The organism is Rothia sp. (in: high G+C Gram-positive bacteria), assembly GCF_030540545.1.
In the GTDB taxonomy this organism is placed as follows: Bacteria; Actinomycetota; Actinomycetes; order Actinomycetales; family Micrococcaceae; genus Rothia.
On the sequence record NZ_JAUNVZ010000004.1, the window covers coordinates 140,054 to 157,807 of the forward strand.

The following is a 17,754-nucleotide window of genomic DNA, read 5'->3' on the forward strand; positions in this document are numbered from 1 at the left end:
TGTAGCTCACATTGGTATACTGAAGGGACAAAGACGTAACACTCAGGAGAAACTATGATTCGTCAACGATGGGCACAATATATAGAATCTGTTAAAGAGGATAATGCTCAAAATATTAATCTCCGCGACGATGAATGGACTCAAGAAAGTACACGGCGCACCATAATACGCGGCTGCGGATTAGAGCCCCTGATATATCACCGCGCTAGAGCGCGTGATTATGCTGTACGTTCCTTAGCTATTATTCCTCTGTGTGCTATATATCTTTATATTAAAAATATCTGGGCCTATGATGGCTCCAGTACCGAGTCGATGATTGCCCTCATGCCTTCCAGTCTGCACGTTAACCGCCAGTCGTGGGCGGTGGGGCATATGCCGCAAGCTCTGCCGTCAACGGCGATAGTTTTTCTGCTGATTATCCTCATGATGGCGGTTATTAAAATAACCGATACGCGAGCCGGAGGACAAAATTTTAAACCTCCCCTGGATTTTCGCGGATCAATTATTATTATCAGCTGGCTGGTGCGCAGTGGTTGGGGCACCGTGCTGGGTGCGGCAACCTATGTGCTGATGCTCAGCACCATTGCCGATCGCGCAGCCCCCAGCTTCCCCTGGTGGGCACTGGCTCAATTTATTCTCTTCTGCCTGGCGGCGTGCATGGTGATGCTGGTTGCTTGGGGCGGGCTCTATAGAATCTACTGGCTGGAATCAAACCGCGGCATGCTAGATTATTTGAAATCTAAGGACCTATATACGGGGGAGTTTTAGACAGGTTCCCCGAGCCCCTGGATAGACAATCAGCGGGGGAGAAGTATCAGGTGCTGAAAAATATTCCAGCTTAGTGTGAGCCTGTGCTTAAAGCTTAGCTACACCTTGCCCCTCACGCCTAAAAGCGATAAAGTTACCGGGTACTGATGAAATGCAGTGCCCGGTTTACCGTGCACAAGGCATTTCGGAGCAGCACACAGGGTTGTTACTGGTCAAGCAGGCAAGACCTGAGGAGCTTAGAGTAAAACCGGTATACGGCATAGCCGTAGAGACGGGCTACTAGGCACACCTCGGGTCTTTTTCGTTTTTCGGGGCTTGTGACCGGGCAATGCGATGCGCTGCCCCATCGTTATCTATCCATATATTCATCCAAGGAATAATCGTGAAAAACCGTGAACTTGGCGAGAAGATTCTCGAGGGCCTGGGCGGCCCCGAGAACATTGCGCACTTTACCCACTGCGCAACCCGCCTGCGCGTGACCCCCGCCGACAATGGCAAGGTCAACAAGGAAGAGATTGAGAAGCTGCCCGGTGTGCTCTCCGTAATCGAGCAGTCCGGACAGACTCAGGTTGTGCTCGGCGAGCGTGTGGAAGCTGTCTACAATGAAATCCACGACCTGCCCAGCATGAAGAATGTTGACGAAGGTGAAGTAGCAGCCAATGGCAAGAAGGCCGGCTGGCTGACCAACGTCTTCGATGTACTCTCCGACTCCTTCCGCCCGATTCTGTGGGCACTGCTGGGTACCTCCATGGTGCTGACTCTGATCGTGTTCCTGCAGCAGCTGGGCTTCTTTGGCCAGTATGTTGACCTGACCGGTCAGAGCGTTAATATCGACATTATTAACGGTGCCCGTCTGAGTGATGAAGCAGCCGCAGCCGAGCTGAACAAGCAGTGGATGCAGCAGTTCGCTTTCTGGTACATCCTCAAGGCAGCGTCCCTGTCGGTGCTGAACTTCATGCCCATTATGCTCGGTGCTACCGCTGCTAAGCGCCTGGGTGCAAATATGTGGGTTGGTGCCGCTATCCCCGCAGCTCTGATGACCGGTACTTTCACCGATCTGGCTGCACTGGCTGATAAGAATAGCCATATTCTCAATGTTCCCTTCTTCGGTCTTGACCTGCCGCTGTACGCATTCTCGTACACCGGCCAGATTTTCCCGCCGCTGCTGGCTGCCGCTCTGCTGGCACCGCTTGAGCGTTTCCTGAAGAAGGTTATCCCGAACATGCTGCAGATGGTCTTCGTGCCCATGATCTCTGTGATGGTCCTGGTGCCGCTGACCGCTTTTGTGGTGGGCCCGATCGGTATTCTGGTTGCTCAGTCCATCTCTGATTTCCTGGGCGCTATTAACACCGTTGCTCCCTGGGCTGTTGGTGGTCTGATTGCGGGTCTGTACCTGTTCATGGTGCCGCTGGGTCTGCACTGGCCGCTGAATGCTGTCATGATTTCTAACCTGCAGGTTAATGGTTTCGACTTTATTCAGTCCCCGATGGGTGCCTACAACTTCGCTGTGTTCGGCGTGGTGACCGGTGTGGCTATTCGCGCTACTAAGGATCGCGAGCTGCGCCAGACTGCTATTGGTGCCTCCATGTCCGGTCTGCTGGGTGGTATTTCTGAGCCTTCCCTGTACGGTGTGGTGCTGCGCTACAAGCGTGTCTTCCCGATTATTCTGGTTCCGGCAATTATTGGCGGTATGACCATTTCGGCACTGGGTGTTAAGTCTTACGCCTTCGCATTTACTTCCCTGCTGTCCATTCCGGCAATGCAGCCCTGGTTCTTCTACATTATTGGTCTGGCTATTGCCTTCTTTGGCGCAATGTTTGGTGTGATCCTTTTCGGTTACGAGTCCAAGCCTAAGGCTGATGTTGCTGCTGAATCTAAGCATGCTGAAAAGGCAGCTGAAGCTGCTACGTCTGAGCCGGCAGCTGAGGCTAAGCCTGCTGCTGCCGCTGTGGCAGCTGAGGAGCCTACGGCTGCTGAGGTGTTCGAGCTGACCGCTCCTCTGGAGGGTACCGCTGTAGCTCTCTCCGAGGTTCCCGACCCGATCTTCGCGGGTGAGAAGCTGGGTAAGGGCGTTGCTATTGAGCCCAGCGGCAATACCGTGTTCGCTCCCGCTGCCGCTAAGGTGAGCGCTACTCTGCCTTCGGGCCACGCTGTGGGTCTGAAGCTGGAGTCCGGTGTTGAGCTGCTGATTCACGTGGGCCTGGATACTGTGAACCTGAACGGTGAGGGCTTTGAGGTGAAGGTCAAGAAGGGCGATATGGTTGCCCCCGGCGATGAGCTGATTGTCTTTGACCCCGAGGTCATTAAGGCAGCCGGCTACCCGCTGATCACTCCGGTGATTGTGACCAATACCGTGAAGTTTGCGGAGGTTCAGGGCCTGCCTGGCGTGGCGGATGCTGATCACACCGTGATTAAGGTGACCACCAAGTAGAGATAAATCTACAGGGTACTGTGGGGCGCGAGTGCTACTCGCGCCCCATGTGTTTAAGTAGGGGAGTGTGTTCTGAGTGCCTGTGGAGGTCTACGGTCAAGGGCGAGTATATGAGGCATTATGACGTGACCCTTGACACGGGACGTGATGTTGGTCTAATCTAAATATGAGGCTTGGTAGGGACCCTTACGTAGAGTATTAGCCATGGTGCTAATTGATTTAAGGATGAATCATGCGATACATGAAGATGAGTACCGCCTCTGTAAAGGCGGTAACTGCACTGTTGTTGGCCTTCTGGATGCTTCTGGCGGGTTCTTGTCCGTCCAACGCTTCGAATGTTTCGACTTCTGGGGACTCAGTGGGTATCCATGAGGCTTTGCGTGCTTCAGGTTTTTCTGTGCTTGATCCCCAGGAGATTATTCAGCAGGATATTCAGCGTAATCCTCGTGAGTTTGCAGAGAAATTGGAAATGTTGCGTTCTAGCAATGCCCTGATGGATCTATATCGTGATGCAGAAAATCAGAATGCAGTTGACGAGAATCTTAGATTTCTTGCTGCAGCCTCGTCAAAGCAGCAAGTGATTAACTTCCTGCAGAAAACTGAAGGTAAGAAATTTCTGATTCCTGCATATGTAACAACGAGTGCAGATATTCAGCTTGTTGATGCTGAAGAGTTCTTAGTTGTGCTACCTCAAGGTCTTGACTGTCCTGCAGCATGGGTAGCAGCATTCGCTTATTTCGCTGCAACTGAAATGACCTGTATTCCTGTTGGTCTGTTGACTGGAGGAGTTGGTGGATTTATCTGTAACGGTATATTCTTTGCGATTGGCAATCTTCCCGATTTCAACAAGGCATGTCGTAAGTAATATTTTGGGTGGTGAAGATGAGGATAGTGGCGGTTTGGGTTATCTCGTTTGTGTTCTATGTCGTCATCGCCTGGGCAATGGGGCGAGTGCATAGTATTGCCGATATGGATCTGGGTCTGCTTGCTGCCTCTATGACAACTATGGGGTATATGTTCTATAGAAAGGACCGTTCTTAACTGATCCGTGAAAGACTGTGGGGCGCGAGTGCTACTTGCGCCCCACGGCTTTTAAGCGGGGGATGCGTTGGATGGGAGCGCCTGAAACTCTGTAGCCTATCGTCGGCACCGAGGAAATATGACTATATATTACGTGACCCTTGACACTCTATGTGACCTGTGTCTATTATAGTCTCATGGACTCGCTCCAGGGTCCATAGCGTATACCGACATACGCTCCACACAGGCAATCATGTCGTTGCCTCTGATTGTTAGGAGAACATCGTGTTCGTCATCTACACCCCGATCAATCGCATCCAGCCCCGCGACCTGCTGTGCATCTCTGAAATCTGTGCACACTAGAAGCGCTTTCTACACTACTTTCCTATGTCTAACCCGCATATCTTTGCGGGACTCTTAAGCGTTATCTCTAACCTTGCGCTGTATTGCCGCTTTCTGCTGAGCTGCCTATGAATTGAGTACATTCTCTGTTTATGCTGCGCTGCTGGGTGGCCCTATATACTCATGCGCCACGAGATCCTAACGCTCTCATTCGCGTATTAGTGTGCATGCTGCAAAACCTCCATCTATTGTGTGCCGTCTACGGCACGGAAAGGTGAGCATCATGAATGCACGTACTATGCTCAAAAATAATAAGCCGCTGCGTCAGGTCACATGTGCAATCGGAGCAAACCAGCTCTCAGACTCCATGAGCTATATAACAATCCCGCTCATGGTTGTATTCATGACTGGACGCCCCGAAGATGCCTCCATTCTCCTGGCAGTCGTTAGCATTCTTGCAATGATTGTTGATATTTTCGCCGGAACTCTCGTTGACCGGATTAAGCCCACCCGAGCCCTCGCCATTTCCTGTGCCGGTCAGGCGCTCTTCTGGGCACTCATTGCAGGCTGCGTGGCGGGTAATATCTCTTCACTGTGGATTCTCGGCGCCATCCTGAGCGCTGCGGCAATCATCTCTCGATTCGACTACCCCAGCGAGCAGGCAATTATTGCTCGTGTGGTAAAAACTGAAGATCTTGGATACGCTGCCGGTTTGGGTGAAACTCGATTCTCCGCAGCGAACCTGCTCGGTGGCCCCATTGCTGGTGCCATTGCTGCGCTCTCCATTGGACTACTTGCCTGGGCGCATAGTTTGATCAATCTGATTGCATGGATCGTTGCACCAGGTGGGAAAGATGTACAGGCAGCCCGTGCAGCACTCGGTCAGGATAGTGAAGTACCCGCAGAAGAAGCCGTCAGTTTCTTTGAAGATCTGAAAATTGGATTCCGCTATGTTTTTAAAGATAAGGTTCTGGTTGCTATTGCCTTTGTTGCCTGCTTTGCTAACTTTGGTGCAACGGGCATGCCGCTCAGCTTTATCTACTACTACAACCAAGAAGGAATCCCCGGTTGGCAGCTGGGAGTCTTTGCCAGCCTCTTCGGTGGTGGAGTCCTGCTCGGATCCTTCTTTGTTGGTAAGCTGACTGAACGTTTCACGCTGGGAACTCTGGGTATTATTGCTCTGGGCACGATGGTCCTTAGCTACAGCGCAAGTGTTATCAGTGCTCAAAACTTCTGGGCAACCAGCGCAGTTCTTTTCATTGCGGGTATCCCCCTGCCGGCTTTTAACTCGGCAATTATCAGCTATATTAATGCCTCGACTCCTGTGGAGTATGTGGGTCGCGTGCACTCTGCACAGGGTATTCCTAATATGATCCTGACTCCTGTGGCAACCTTATTGGCAGGTTTCCTCTACGTTGCCTGGGGTATTGAAAACACCGCCCTGTTCTATGCCAGCTTTATGGTGCTTGCCTTTGTGTTGATGATCAGTCAGCGTGGATTGCGTACCCTGCCCAAGCTTGCCGATATGGGTGAGGGTGAGAGTGAAGAGCAGCCTGAAAAAGAAGTGGCTGAGGTTGTAGAAGCGTAATATACCGCGGTATATCGATAGGTGCACATCCCACAATGTCCGCTATGTGGTCATTGTGGGATGTGTGTCTTTAAGGATAACTTTCCCGTATTCATGGGAATCTAGAGGGTGTCAGGTAGTGAAACAAGTTCCATATGTATAAATATTTTATAAAAACCATAGATAAGCGCGTCCCGGTTCACACTGAGTGCTCCGAGTGGTATATACTCTTCCCATGAGCTAGCACACTACATTGCAGGTAGGTTCTAGCAACGCTCCCTTCCCTGACGTAAGGGTGCATCCTAACTTATGGAGGAAAATCATGACTATTTCGGTAAATCGCCGTACTATTCTGACCGGTACTGTAGCTCTCGGTACTGTTGGTCTCCTTGCTGCATGTGGTTCCAAGAAGGACAACAGCAGCCTCTCCGGCTCCGGAGCGAGCAATGCTGAAGAAGCATACAAGAACATCAATATTAACGAACAGCCCCACAGCAATCTGAAGCAGGGTGGCGAGCTGCGCCTCTCCATCGCCGCTATGGGCCCCAACTTTAATACTCTGACCCAGTCCGGCTACACCAGTAGCAATATTGAGGTTTTGAGCGCCATTAACATCCCTTCGGGCGCTGGTTTCTACAACACCACTCCCCGTGGTGACTCCGAGCCGAACTCTGACTTTATCAGCGACTACAAGGCTGAAACCAAGGACGGCGTGCAGGTCGTAACTTACCGCATTAATAAGAAGGCGAAGTTCAACGACGGCACCCCCATTGATATTGACGCAGTTCAGGCATTCTGGGATATCTACAAGGGTGGATCTGACGCCGGTTACCAGCTCTACGACGATCCGGCATGGCAGAACCTTGCATCTCTGGAAGCTGTAGATGGCGATAAGTACCACATCAAGGCAACCTCTAAGACCCCGTGGTACCCCACAGACGGCCTCTATGCACGAGCAGTACACCCTGCACTGAAGGATGTGCAGCTCTTCAACGAAGGCTTTAACAACAAGATGGACGATAAGTACTTCGCAGGCCCCTACCGTTTGGATAACTGGGACTCCAGTGCTAAGGTAATGACCCTCAAGCCCAACCCGAATTGGTGGGGCGAGAACAAGGCAGCACTGGATAAGATTATTTGGCGTCAGCTGGATGCTGAAGCACAGCGTGCAGCCATCAAGAATGATGAAATTGACGCTCTGGGCTTCACCGGTGCTGCAACCTACCAGGCTGTGAAGGATATTAAGAACACCGAAATCCGTAACGGTCAGTCTATCGGTGTGAAGTGGCTGGAACTGAACCCTGCATCCATCACCGATTTGCAGCTGCGTCGCGCAGTCTTTGCGGCTGTGGATCGCGAGCAGCTGGCAAAGCCCTCCTTCAGCCCCGTTGGTTGGAGCGAGAAGGTTCCCGGTTCCAATATTGCGATGGCATTCCAGCGCGGCTACAACGATAACTTCAGCGCAGCAGTACCCGAGAAGGGCGCGGATGCAGCAAAGAAGATTCTGGAAGCAGCAGGCTACACCAAGTCCGGCGACTACTACCAGAAGGACGGCAAGACCGCAGAATTTGCTGTCACCACCTTCGGCAGTGACCCCATCACCAATGCTGTCTTCCAGGCTCTGGAAGGTCAGTTGAAGGCTGCTGGTATTAAGGTCACCAATGACGTGCAGCCGGTGGCAAGCTCGAACTCCATCATCGGTACCAAGCAGTACGCTGCGGTCTTCAGCGGTTTGACCATTGCAACCGACCCGGCCAACACCGCACTGTACATCTACGACTCGACCTACTACCGCGGTATTGGTGACCCCGAGGTTGATGAGATTTGCCGCTCCATCTCCACCGTGGAGAGCCGTGACGAGCAGCTGGCTAACGCTAATAAGGCTGAGAAGCTGCACAATGAGCGCGTGGCAATCTATATCCCCTACGGTAACGGCCCCTCGTACATGGTCGTCAAGAAGGGACTGGCAAACTACGGTCCGTCCCTGTTCAAGATGGCATATAACGATGCCTCCTACTGGACTATGGTGGGCTGGCAGAAGTAATCTGCCGCTTTCCAGCAGGGTGGATACCCCTACCTGACCTGTATTCGGGGTATCCACCGGGAGCTGCGGTGCGGCACTGACCTTTGCCCGGAGCACCTCTGCAAAACCTACTGAATCTCCATAAGTAGCCACTGATACCCCGATGTGTACACACACCGGGGTATCAGTGGCTTAACGCTGCCCAGCACTACGGCACGATGCCAAGGGGCGGGTGTACGTGAACACGTGCACCCGCCCCTTGACGATTAGAGTTTCTAGAGGATCCGGTCCTTAGCCGCGAGCCTTAGACTTCTTCGGGACAAAGCTCATCGAAGGAACCTCCAGCTCAGGATACATGCGCTTCTGCCAGCGGCGGTTACGATGAGCATTAATCTCAATCAGCACCGCACCCAGAACACCAGCAGCCACAGAAATACCCAGCAGCTGCGGGCTCAATGCCATGAACTGGTGATACTCCACCAGCACCGGCACCAGCAGAGCCGCAAAGAACACAGCCGTCAGCGCCGCATACAGAGCCAAACGAGCACCATTAAAAGGACGAGCAACAGCAGCCAAATTCCACATACCCATCATCACCAAAGTAATGAAGCTAGCAGTCTGCAATTGACGCAACTCAGGAGCAGGAGAGAGCACATAGGTACCCAGAAGGTTCACCGTCAAGAGCATGAGCACCACAATCACAGAATTCGGTACCGTATAGTTCAACACACGCTTCAAAAAGCCCGGAACATAACGACGAGAATTCGGCAGCAGAGTCAACGCAAAGGATGAAGCACCAACAATCAAGAAATCAGCCGTAGAGTACTGACGCGGCAAGAAGGGGAAAGTCAGACCCACCAGGGAGAACACTACACCCAAAAGGATCGCGAAACCAGTCTTGGTCAAGAACAGATTCGAGACCATCTCAATATTCGTAATCACCTGACGGCCCTGCTCCAAAGCCGGAGGCAGAGAAGAGAACTTACCATCGGTCAGCACCAAACGAGACACAGCCTTCGTCGCCGGAGCAGCATTACCCATAGCAATACCCAGGTTCGCATGCTTAAGCGCCAGAGCATCATTAATACCGTCACCGGTCATCGCCACAATATGACCCTGCTCCTTGAGAGCCAGCACCATATTCTTCTTCTGCTCGGGAGAAACACGACCAAAAATATTATGGGTAGCGGCAGCCTGGGCCAGCTCCGGGCCATCCTGAGGCAGAGTAGAAGCATCCACCGCACCGGCAGAAACATCCATACCCGCAATCTCAGCGGCAGCACGCACCGTAAAGGGATTATCGCCCGAGAAGACCTTCAAGGTCACGCCCTGACGGGTAAAGTACTCCACAATCTCCGGGGCGTCCGCACGCACATTCTCACGGAAAATAATGAACAGCACCGGCTGCACACCCGCAGGAATCTGCTGAACAGGCTTATCCTCATCATCACGCACAATCGCCGGAGCATGAGCCAGAACCATAGTACGCAGACCCAAAGCCGCCAGCTGTGCCGCACGCTCACGCTCACCGGTCTTCTGATCCAGCAGAGCCTCAGGAGCACCCAGCAACCACGCACCGGTAGAGGGGAACTCCACCGCACTAAAACGAAGAGCCGAAGAGAACGGCACAATACCGCTCGCCTCTTCAGCAGGCAGAGCCTCAAAACCACCGGTCAGAGCAGCAGCCGTAGGGTTCGCGTTCTCATCATGACCAAACCAAGACAGAGCATCCGCCCAACCGGCAGGCAAAGCAGACTTCCACGCAGCAGAGTCGGCAAGCTGATCCTCAGGAGCCACCGACTGAACCGGAGTATCCAAAGGACGCACCGAATCAAAAATCACGCCACCCTCGGTCAGAGTACCGGTCTTATCAAAACACACGGTATCCACACGAGCCAGCACCTCAACCGCAGGCTGCTCCTGCACCAAAATCTTATGCTTACGACCCAGCGACACAGCAGCCGCAGCAAAAGCCAAAGTGGTCATCAGCGCCAGACCCTGAGGGATCATCGAAGCCACCGAAGAAACCACCGCAATATTCACGCGCTCCCACAGATTCTGCTCAACCACGGTATCCCAACCGCCAGCAGCCTGAATCTGACCCCACATCACAATGGGAATAATGACCGCCAGAGCGCAGGTAATCCAACGAACCACGCGGTTCAGAGCATCGCGCAGTTCCGACTGAATCGGAGCGAACTGACGAGCCTCATTAGAAATCTTCGACGCACGAGAATGCGCACCCACCGCCGAGAGCAGCACACGACCGGTACCACCCAGCACGCTGGATGCCGAAAGCACCATATCGCCCGGGCGCTTAGCAATAGCGTCGTTCTCACCGGTGAGCAGAGACTCATCCATCTCCAGGGAATCGCTGGTCAGCACCACAGCATCCGCAGGCACCTGATCGCCGCGCTTGAGCACCACAACATCGCCCTCAACCAGCTGCTCCATCGGAACCTGCTCAAGAGCACCATTACGCACCACACTTGCCGGCGAACGATCCAGCAGAGTAATACGATCTAGCTCGCGTTTAGCCTGAAGCTCCTGCACCAGACCAATAATCACATTGGCAATCACAGCACCCATAAAGAGCATGTCCAGCCAACGCTGATAATAAACCACCACAGCACCGCACAAACCCAACACCAGGTTAAACACCGTAAAAAGATGAGTGCGGGCAATAGACCACACGGTACGCGAGGACTTATTATTCTGCGTATTTACCTTACCGGCAGCAATACGCTCCTGAACCTCAGCATCGGTCAAACCACGCTCAGCAAGCTGAGCACCACCGGAATGAGCCAACTCAGAATAATCAGGGACATAGCCGTCCGTGGCGGCCTCAACAGCCTTCGCCATAGGCGTGCTCTCCTTCAAGAATGAGTGGAAACGCGGATACAAAACCCACCCGCGCATAAAACAAAGATTCTTCCATTTTACCGGTCGCAAGCACACACACGCCGAAAAAGAAGAATAATCCAGCTAATACCCAGGAAACACCATAAAACACGTAGAAAAGCTGCGGAAGCGACCGGATATACCGGGCGCTCCCGCAGCTCAATAATATTCGTTGTGGGGCGGGGTTCTAACGCTTAGGCAAAATCAGCAAACGACCCGTCACAGGATGCTTTAGCACCTCAATCGGATGACGATACACCTCAGACAGCAGCTCAGATGAGCAAACCTCCTCGGGAGTACCCATCGCCACAATCTCACCCCGGCGCAGCAGCACAATACGATTAGAATAAGCGGCAGCAACATCCAAATCATGCAGCACCGCCAACACACCGCGCCCTTCGGCAGCCAGCGCACGGCTGGTCACCAAAGTCTGCTCCTGATGCGTAATATCCAGAGCAGCCGTGGGCTCATCCAATAGGACCAGCGGAGTCTGCTGAGCAAAGACACGCGAAAGATGCGCTCGCCCGCTCTCACCACCGGAAAGAGTCGTAATATCGCGATCAGCCATATGAGTCACCTCAGTGCGCTGCATAGACTCAGCAATAATACGCTCATCTTCCTCGGCGCTACCGGTACCGCGCCACGGGGTGCGACCCATAGCAACCACCTCACGCACCGTATAGGAAAACGCAACCTGCATCTTCTGCAAGAGCACGGCACGCTCACGAGCCAAAGCCAGCGGCTTATAACTCGACAGGGGAGAACCAGCCAACTCAACACTGCCCGAAGCGGGCTTCACATCGCCGGAAATAACCGAAAGCAGAGTGGACTTGCCCGCGCCATTTGGGCCAATCAGAGAAACAACCTCGCCCGGGAAAACATCAAAAGAAATGTCATTGAGAATACGACGACCCTCAATATCCAAAGAAATATTACGGGCACTGAGCAAAGGAGAAGACATTAGAGACCACCCTTACCCATCGAACGACGCAGCAAGAAGAAGAACGTCGGGCCACCCACCAGCGCCGTAAAAATACCAATTGGCAAATCAGCAAAAGGCACCAGAGTACGCGCCGCCAAATCAGAAGCCGCAATCAACAGCGCACCACCCAAAGCCGACGCCGGTAGCAGAGCCTTATTCGACGGACCCAAGAGCAAACGCAGCACATGCGGAACAATCAAACCCACAAAAGCAATAATGCCCGCATACGCCACCGCAGCACCGGTCAACAAAGCCGTCGCCGCAATAGAAATCAGGCGCAGGCGCTCAACATTCACACCCGAATGCTGCGCCGCGCGCTCACCCAGAGCCAAAAGATCCAGCTTAGACGCCAGCACAAAGCACACCACCAAACTAAGCAGAATCACCGGCCACACGCTGGAAACACCGCGCCAGGTCGCACCATTGAGCGAACCCATCTGCCAAAACACAATCTGATCGCGGCTGGTCGAATCAGCCAAGAACATCAAAAAAGCAATAGCAGCATTCGCCACGGCGGTGACCGCAATACCGGTCAGAATCATAGACAGGACCTTCGCCTTACCCGAAGAACGAGAGAGAGTGTACACCAGGGCAGTGGCCGCCAGCGCGCCCACAAAAGCAAAAGCCGGAACAGTGAAAATACCCAAGAACTGAAAACCCAGCACAATGGCAACACAAGCACCCACAGCAGCGCCCGAGGACACACCAATCACGCCCGGCTCAGCCAAAGGATTACCGAACACCGATTGCATCACGGCGCCCGAAACACCCAGAGCGGCACCCACCAGCAGACCCAGCAGCACACGCGGGAAACGAATATTCCACAGGGTATTATCCGCCAGAGTCAGTGTCGGGTTTGCCGGCGCCCACCCCAGCTTACGGCCAATAGAACCAATGACCTCATGCACGGGGATATAGTACTGACCCAAACCGGCAGAGACTACCGTAATAACCACCAGGCTAACAACCAGCACCGTAAAGGTCGCGGTAATGCGCGCCCGGCGCATTGCCGCATAATTCGATGCGGGCTGCGCGGAAGAAACAGAGTGACTCACCGGCGCCTACTTTGCGTAAATAGCACGCGCCAGCTGCAGCAGCACAGCGGGAGTATTCGGGCCGTAGGAAAGAATCTGGCCGTCAGCCATATCCACCACGCGGCGGTTCTTACCTGCATTGGTTTCCATAACACCCGGGCGAGCCAAGAAGCCATCCAGGTTACCGGTAGACTTCACACCATTAGTCATGGTCAGGATCATATCCGGGTTCACCTTCACCAAGGACTCGCTATTGGCAGGCAGAAGCTCCTTCGCGCCACCGCGAGAGGCAACATCCACACCCTGCAGAGCATCAATCAGATCGTCAGCACCCGAGCCGTCACCCAGGATAAAGAACACGCCACCATTACCGCGAACATAGAGGAAGACCATCTTAATCTTGCCCTCTTCATCCTTGGGGGCAACTTCCTTAATGGCATCCATAGCCTGCTGCAATTCACGCTCCACGCGGGTAGCAACCTGCTCGCCAGCCTCATCCACGCCCAGGGTGTGGGCAACAGCCTTCAGCTGAGGAATGATGCTCTGCATGCTGCGTTCCTTATCCAGCACCACCACGGTAATACCGGCGCTACGCAGCTGCTCCACAATCTCCTGAGGACCATTGGACTCATCGTAGAGCACCAGATCGGGGTTGGTTGAAAGCACAGCCTCAGCATTGAGATCGTGACCGTTCTGGGTCACCAGAGGCAGCTTCTGCAGGCTCGGCTCGGTATTAGCAATCACGCGGCCAACCAGACGATCACCCAAACCCAGAGCAATTACTTCCTGAGCAATGGTGCCGTACATATCCAGCGCCAGAATACGATCAGCGGACTTAATGGTCACCTCGGTACCCTGATGATCGGTCAGAGTCACCGGGAACTTCGGGGTGGGCTTATCCACCATGGGCTGGATCTCGGGGGCATTTTCAGCGGTGGAGGGACCGGTAATAGACTTCGGGTTATCCACCGTAGAACCCTTGAGCTGAGAAATCAGGGAATCCAGACGGGACTGGCTCTCCTGCTCATTAACCACCTGCTGAGTAGCAGCATTGCCACCGCTTGCATTCTGAGTACCCACGCCGCAGCCGGTCAGAACCAGCATAAGCAGGGCGGTCAGCAGCGCCAGGGCGCTCTTAATAAAAGAACGGGGAGCAGAGGAAGAATTCGCCACGTTACGGCCTTTCTGCGATATGTCTCTGTGAAGTGAGGAAAGGGGGTTAGAACCCCACCCGCCAAGCCGAGTACACACCCGGATGCACGGGGCATTAAAGGAAGAGAAGAACGGGGCGCGCCAGCGGGAAAAACCCGTGCCGCGCCCCGTTTATTGAGCTACTCGCCCTCCGCTATGCTCGAGGACCGGAAGGCGAGGATAGCGTCTTAGGCCTGGCGGCGACGCGAGTACACCAGAATACCCGCACCGGCTGCCAGAGCAGCCAGACCAACGCCAGCGCCGGTTGCTACACCGTTTGCGCCGGTGGAAGCCAGCTTCTTACCGGTTGCAGGATCGCAACCCTCACCCTCGTAGACGGTCTCGGTGACAGTCTTGGTAGCCGAGGAGGAAGACACCGAAGCGCTCAGGCTCAGCGGATCCATATCCTTACCGGGCTCGTAGAAATCAGCCATAGCCTTGGAACCGGTCTCGGAAATGTTCACCGCAGCGCCGCTCAGGCTCAGGGTGCCATTGGAGAGCTGAACACCGGAGGTGTCAACGGTGGCGAAAGCAACCTCGCCGTAATTGACGGGCTTGCCGTCCATGCTATTGGACTTCACGGTCAGGTACAGGGTACCGGTGGAACCGTTAATCTCCAGGCGGGGGTTGGAGAGGGTGGTGTCCAGAACACCGTTGTGGCCGGTGAAGTGAACGGTACCGGAGAAGGAGATGGAACCCTTGCCGTTTGCGTAGGTACCGGTGCCATTGGACCAGTTGAACGCGTTATCGGAGTAGGTTACACCGTTCAGCTCCCAGGAGCCCTTTGCCAGGCCGCGGATGTAGGAACGGAAGGAAGAACGAACGCCCCAACCCAGGGTTGCTGCGGTGACCTTACCATCGGATGCACCGGTGGAAACCTCGCGGGTGCGGGTCACGGGCACGCACACAGCGGTTGCCGGGTTCTTGGACACCGAGGTGCTCTGAGAAGAAGTGGAAGAGTTCGAACCGTTATTACCGGTCTTCTCGGAAGGAGCAGCCTTATCGGAAGACTTCTGGTCATCCTTCTTCGGGGTGTCCGGAGTGGAAGGAGTCTGATCCTTGACATCGGTCTTGACCTGCTCCTTGGCGGTAGCGCTCAGCTTCAGGCCCAGGTTCAGGGGAGCCATGACCAGATCACCCTTGTCGCTGTACTGACCTGCGAACAGAGCCTTATCGCCCTCCGCAGTCAGGGTCACGGTAGCGCCGTTCAGGGACAGACCGGTTGCAGAGATGGACAGAGTGCTCAGATCCACGGTTGCAATGGTCAGATCCTTGTACTCGTACAGGGTTGCATCGTGCAGCATCTTGGACTTGGCGTCAGCCACCAGGTAGCCCTTGCCGCCCTTGAGAACCAGACGGATATTGGTCAGAGTGGTGTCCAGCTCGAAGGTGCCGGGGTTCTTGGCATCCTCGTGACCCCACATCTTGACGGTGTTGGAGAAGTACACGGTACCGGTCTTGGACTCAACATCAATAGCACCACCGGATGCGGTCAGCGCAATGGGAGCGTCCACAGTTGCGTTGTAGCCGGCAACAATGGTGCCGTCCACCGAGACATTGCCCTTGGTAATGGGCATGTGCAGGTACTTAATGTAGGAATCGCGGATACCCCACTGCAGGGAACCGGACTCGACCTTGTTGCCGGTAGCAACGGGAGCCTGGGTGGTCGCAGAAGCGCTGGGGGAGGGAGCCGCAGTGGTAGCCGACGGAGTGGGCTTGGGAGCCTCGGTGGTCGGTGCCACGGTGGGCTTGGGAGCCTCGGTAGTGGGAGCCACGGTGGGTACGGGGCTCGGCGCCTCGGTGGTCGGAGCTACAGTCGGTTCCGGAGTGGGCACAACCGGGACGGTGGGCTCGGGAGTCGGAGCTGCGCTGAGCTTACCGGAGTACTCGAAGCCATCCAGGGGGTCGCCAGCCTTGTAGAAGCCGCCGAAGACCGGAGAGGATTCCTCGGTGACAGAAACATTCGGGGTAGCCGCATCGGAGGAGACCTTAATAGCAAAGCTATCGCCATTGTTAACCACGGAAGCACCGGACACCTTAGCCAGCTTCATATCGTTCACGTGAGTAATCGGCTCAGGCTTGGAGGTAGACACAAGTGGGCGGTAATCAACATCAACAATGATGAAGCCGTTACCATCGGAGTCAACGGTCACGCGGGTGTTGGAGAAGGTGGTCTCCAGCACGCCGTGGTGGCCCTCCACCTTGTAGGAACCTTCCAGGGTCACGGTGTAGCGACCGTTTTCGAAGGTGCCGTTGCCCTTGTTCATCAGGAACTTGCCGCCGGAGTACAGGATATTACCGGTGGTGGTGATCTTACCGCCGGCAATGGGGCCGGTCAGGTACTTGGTGAAGGAACTGCGCAGGCCCCAGGACAGCGCACCGTCGGTGATGGGCTGAGCGTCGGAAGCCTGGGTGCTGACTGCTGCCGGTGCATCTACAGCGATAGCCGGAGCGAGAGCAACACCGCTAAAGGTCAGCGCTGCGCTGGCCAGCAGGGCGCAGGAGCGCTTGGTGAAAGAGCTAGACATAGCCTCTCCTCATTCTCGTGATGTGTATCGGTCTCTTAAGTCTAGACCTAATACGGTACGAATGTGTACTGTAATAGGTAGACGGTTTACGGGTCTGAGGATAACCTTATCAAAATTTTTTGAAAAAGTGTTGCCAAATCTCAAATTTAGTGACATGATGTCATTAACAACTTGGTGACAGGCTGTCACCAAAATATTTGCTCAAGGATTCACCCACGAATCACTCAACCTTCAAGGAGTACACCGTGACTATCGCCCCCGAAGCCCCCGCCGAAGAGCGCTTCTCCGCACAGCTGAAGGCTGGCACCAAGCAGGTACACGACAACGCCGAGCACTCCACCTTCATGGAAGACCTCATGGGCGGCAAGCTGAACACCGCAGCATACCTGCGCCTGATCAACCAGTATGTCTACATCTACGAGGCACTGGAAGGATTGACTGCAAAGTTCTGCGCCGAAGACAATGAGATCACCCGCCCCTTCACCATTGAAGGCCTGGATCGCGGCGCAGCTATCCGCTCCGATATTAAAGCCCTAGGTCAGGAAGAAATCGACCCGATCCTGCCCTCCACTCAGGCATATGTAGACGCCATCCTCGCCACCGAAAACGCACCCGAGCGCTACCTGGCACACCACTACCTGCGCTACCTGGGCGACCTCTCGGGCGGTCAGGCAGTGGCAGCCCTGGTGGCACGTCACTACGGCATTGAAAAGGATGCGCTGAGCATGTACCGCTTCCCCGAGCTGCCCAAGCCCAAGATCTTCAAGGATGGCTACCGCGAACTGCTCGATAACGCCCCCCTGAGCGCGGAGCAGCGCCAGGCACTGGTTGCTGAGGCAATCGAAGGCTTCCGCCTGAACGCCGCACTCTTTGCCGAACTGGGTCGCGAAACCGCCGCCTAAAGCCTCGATAGTGGGAGCAAAGCCCATTTCAGGGCGCGCACTATAGAAGAGAAGTATGACTTAAG

The 17,754-nt window shown here is 54.5% G+C and carries 12 protein-coding genes; 7 read left to right on the forward strand and 5 right to left on the reverse strand.

Translation table 11 applies throughout. The features are described from left to right. Positions 1-54 precede the first annotated feature (54 nt). The 6 genes from Q4P78_RS04905 (at position 55) to Q4P78_RS04930 (ending at position 8,172) form a co-directional block, all read left to right on the forward strand. A complete protein-coding gene (locus Q4P78_RS04905; protein ID WP_303339234.1) occupies positions 55-768 on the forward strand; it encodes a hypothetical protein in 714 nt (237 codons plus the stop codon). Between the two features lie 382 nt (positions 769-1,150). Continuing rightward, entirely contained in the window at positions 1,151-3,199 is a 2,049-nt protein-coding gene (locus tag Q4P78_RS04910; RefSeq protein WP_303339235.1) for a glucose PTS transporter subunit IIA, read from the forward strand. A gap of 232 nt (positions 3,200-3,431) precedes the next feature. Beyond that, the gene (locus tag Q4P78_RS04915) at positions 3,432-4,064 is read left to right on the forward strand and encodes a hypothetical protein (RefSeq protein ID WP_303339236.1); all 633 of its coding nucleotides are present in this window, start codon (positions 3,432-3,434) and stop codon (positions 4,062-4,064) included. A gap of 26 nt (positions 4,065-4,090) precedes the next feature. After that, the gene (locus Q4P78_RS04920; protein ID WP_303339237.1) at positions 4,091-4,240 is read left to right on the forward strand and encodes a hypothetical protein; all 150 of its coding nucleotides are present in this window, start codon (positions 4,091-4,093) and stop codon (positions 4,238-4,240) included. Between the two features lie 604 nt (positions 4,241-4,844). Continuing rightward, positions 4,845-6,149, forward strand: a complete 1,305-nt coding sequence (locus Q4P78_RS04925) for an MFS transporter (RefSeq protein ID WP_303339238.1) — start codon at positions 4,845-4,847, stop codon at positions 6,147-6,149. Positions 6,150-6,450: 301 nt separating this feature from the next. After that, positions 6,451-8,172 (forward strand): ABC transporter family substrate-binding protein, encoded by a 1,722-nt coding sequence (locus Q4P78_RS04930; RefSeq protein WP_303339239.1) that lies wholly within the window; start codon positions 6,451-6,453, stop codon positions 8,170-8,172. Positions 8,173-8,442: 270 nt separating this feature from the next. Here the strand turns inward: Q4P78_RS04930 and Q4P78_RS04935 are convergent, their stop codons facing one another. The 5 genes from Q4P78_RS04935 to Q4P78_RS04955 form a co-directional block, all read right to left on the reverse strand. Continuing rightward, entirely contained in the window at positions 8,443-11,013 is a 2,571-nt protein-coding gene (locus Q4P78_RS04935) for an HAD-IC family P-type ATPase (RefSeq protein ID WP_303339240.1), read from the reverse strand. A gap of 226 nt (positions 11,014-11,239) precedes the next feature. Beyond that, positions 11,240-12,013, reverse strand: coding sequence for a heme ABC transporter ATP-binding protein (locus tag Q4P78_RS04940; RefSeq protein WP_303339241.1), 774 nt, complete (start codon positions 12,011-12,013; stop codon positions 11,240-11,242). After that, on the reverse strand, positions 12,013-13,041 hold the full coding sequence (locus Q4P78_RS04945; protein ID WP_303339296.1) for an iron ABC transporter permease: 1,029 nt from the start codon (positions 13,039-13,041) through the stop codon (positions 12,013-12,015). Before Q4P78_RS04945 ends, Q4P78_RS04940 begins: the two co-directional genes overlap by 1 nt. A 54-nt stretch (positions 13,042-13,095) precedes the next feature. Then, the gene (locus Q4P78_RS04950) at positions 13,096-14,241 is read right to left on the reverse strand and encodes a hemin ABC transporter substrate-binding protein (protein ID WP_303339242.1); all 1,146 of its coding nucleotides are present in this window, start codon (positions 14,239-14,241) and stop codon (positions 13,096-13,098) included. Positions 14,242-14,447: 206 nt separating this feature from the next. After that, positions 14,448-16,787 carry an HtaA domain-containing protein gene (locus tag Q4P78_RS04955; RefSeq protein ID WP_303339243.1) on the reverse strand — a complete coding sequence of 780 codons (2,340 nt, stop codon included), beginning with the start codon at positions 16,785-16,787 and terminating at the stop codon, positions 14,448-14,450. A gap of 245 nt (positions 16,788-17,032) precedes the next feature. Between Q4P78_RS04955 and Q4P78_RS04960 the strand changes: the two genes are divergently transcribed. Beyond that, on the forward strand, positions 17,033-17,689 hold the full coding sequence (locus tag Q4P78_RS04960) for a heme oxygenase (biliverdin-producing) (protein WP_303339244.1): 657 nt from the start codon (positions 17,033-17,035) through the stop codon (positions 17,687-17,689). Positions 17,690-17,754 lie beyond the last annotated feature (65 nt).

What these genes read in the sequence shown, in the direction of transcription:
- Q4P78_RS04945 (WP_303339296.1), bottom strand. Translation starts at nt 13,041, where the DNA reads ATGCGCCGGGCGCGCATTACCGCGACCTTTACGGTGCTGGTTGTTAGC.
- Q4P78_RS04940 (WP_303339241.1), bottom strand. Translation starts at nt 12,013, where the DNA reads ATGTCTTCTCCTTTGCTCAGTGCCCGTAATATTTCTTTGGATATTGAG.
- Q4P78_RS04915 (WP_303339236.1), top strand. Translation starts at nt 3,432, where the DNA reads ATGCGATACATGAAGATGAGTACCGCCTCTGTAAAGGCGGTAACTGCA.
- Q4P78_RS04930 (WP_303339239.1), top strand. Translation starts at nt 6,451, where the DNA reads ATGACTATTTCGGTAAATCGCCGTACTATTCTGACCGGTACTGTAGCT.
- Q4P78_RS04935 (WP_303339240.1), bottom strand. Translation starts at nt 11,013, where the DNA reads ATGGCGAAGGCTGTTGAGGCCGCCACGGACGGCTATGTCCCTGATTAT.
- Q4P78_RS04955 (WP_303339243.1), bottom strand. Translation starts at nt 16,787, where the DNA reads ATGTCTAGCTCTTTCACCAAGCGCTCCTGCGCCCTGCTGGCCAGCGCA.
- Q4P78_RS04905 (WP_303339234.1), top strand. Translation starts at nt 55, where the DNA reads ATGATTCGTCAACGATGGGCACAATATATAGAATCTGTTAAAGAGGAT.
- Q4P78_RS04925 (WP_303339238.1), top strand. Translation starts at nt 4,845, where the DNA reads ATGAATGCACGTACTATGCTCAAAAATAATAAGCCGCTGCGTCAGGTC.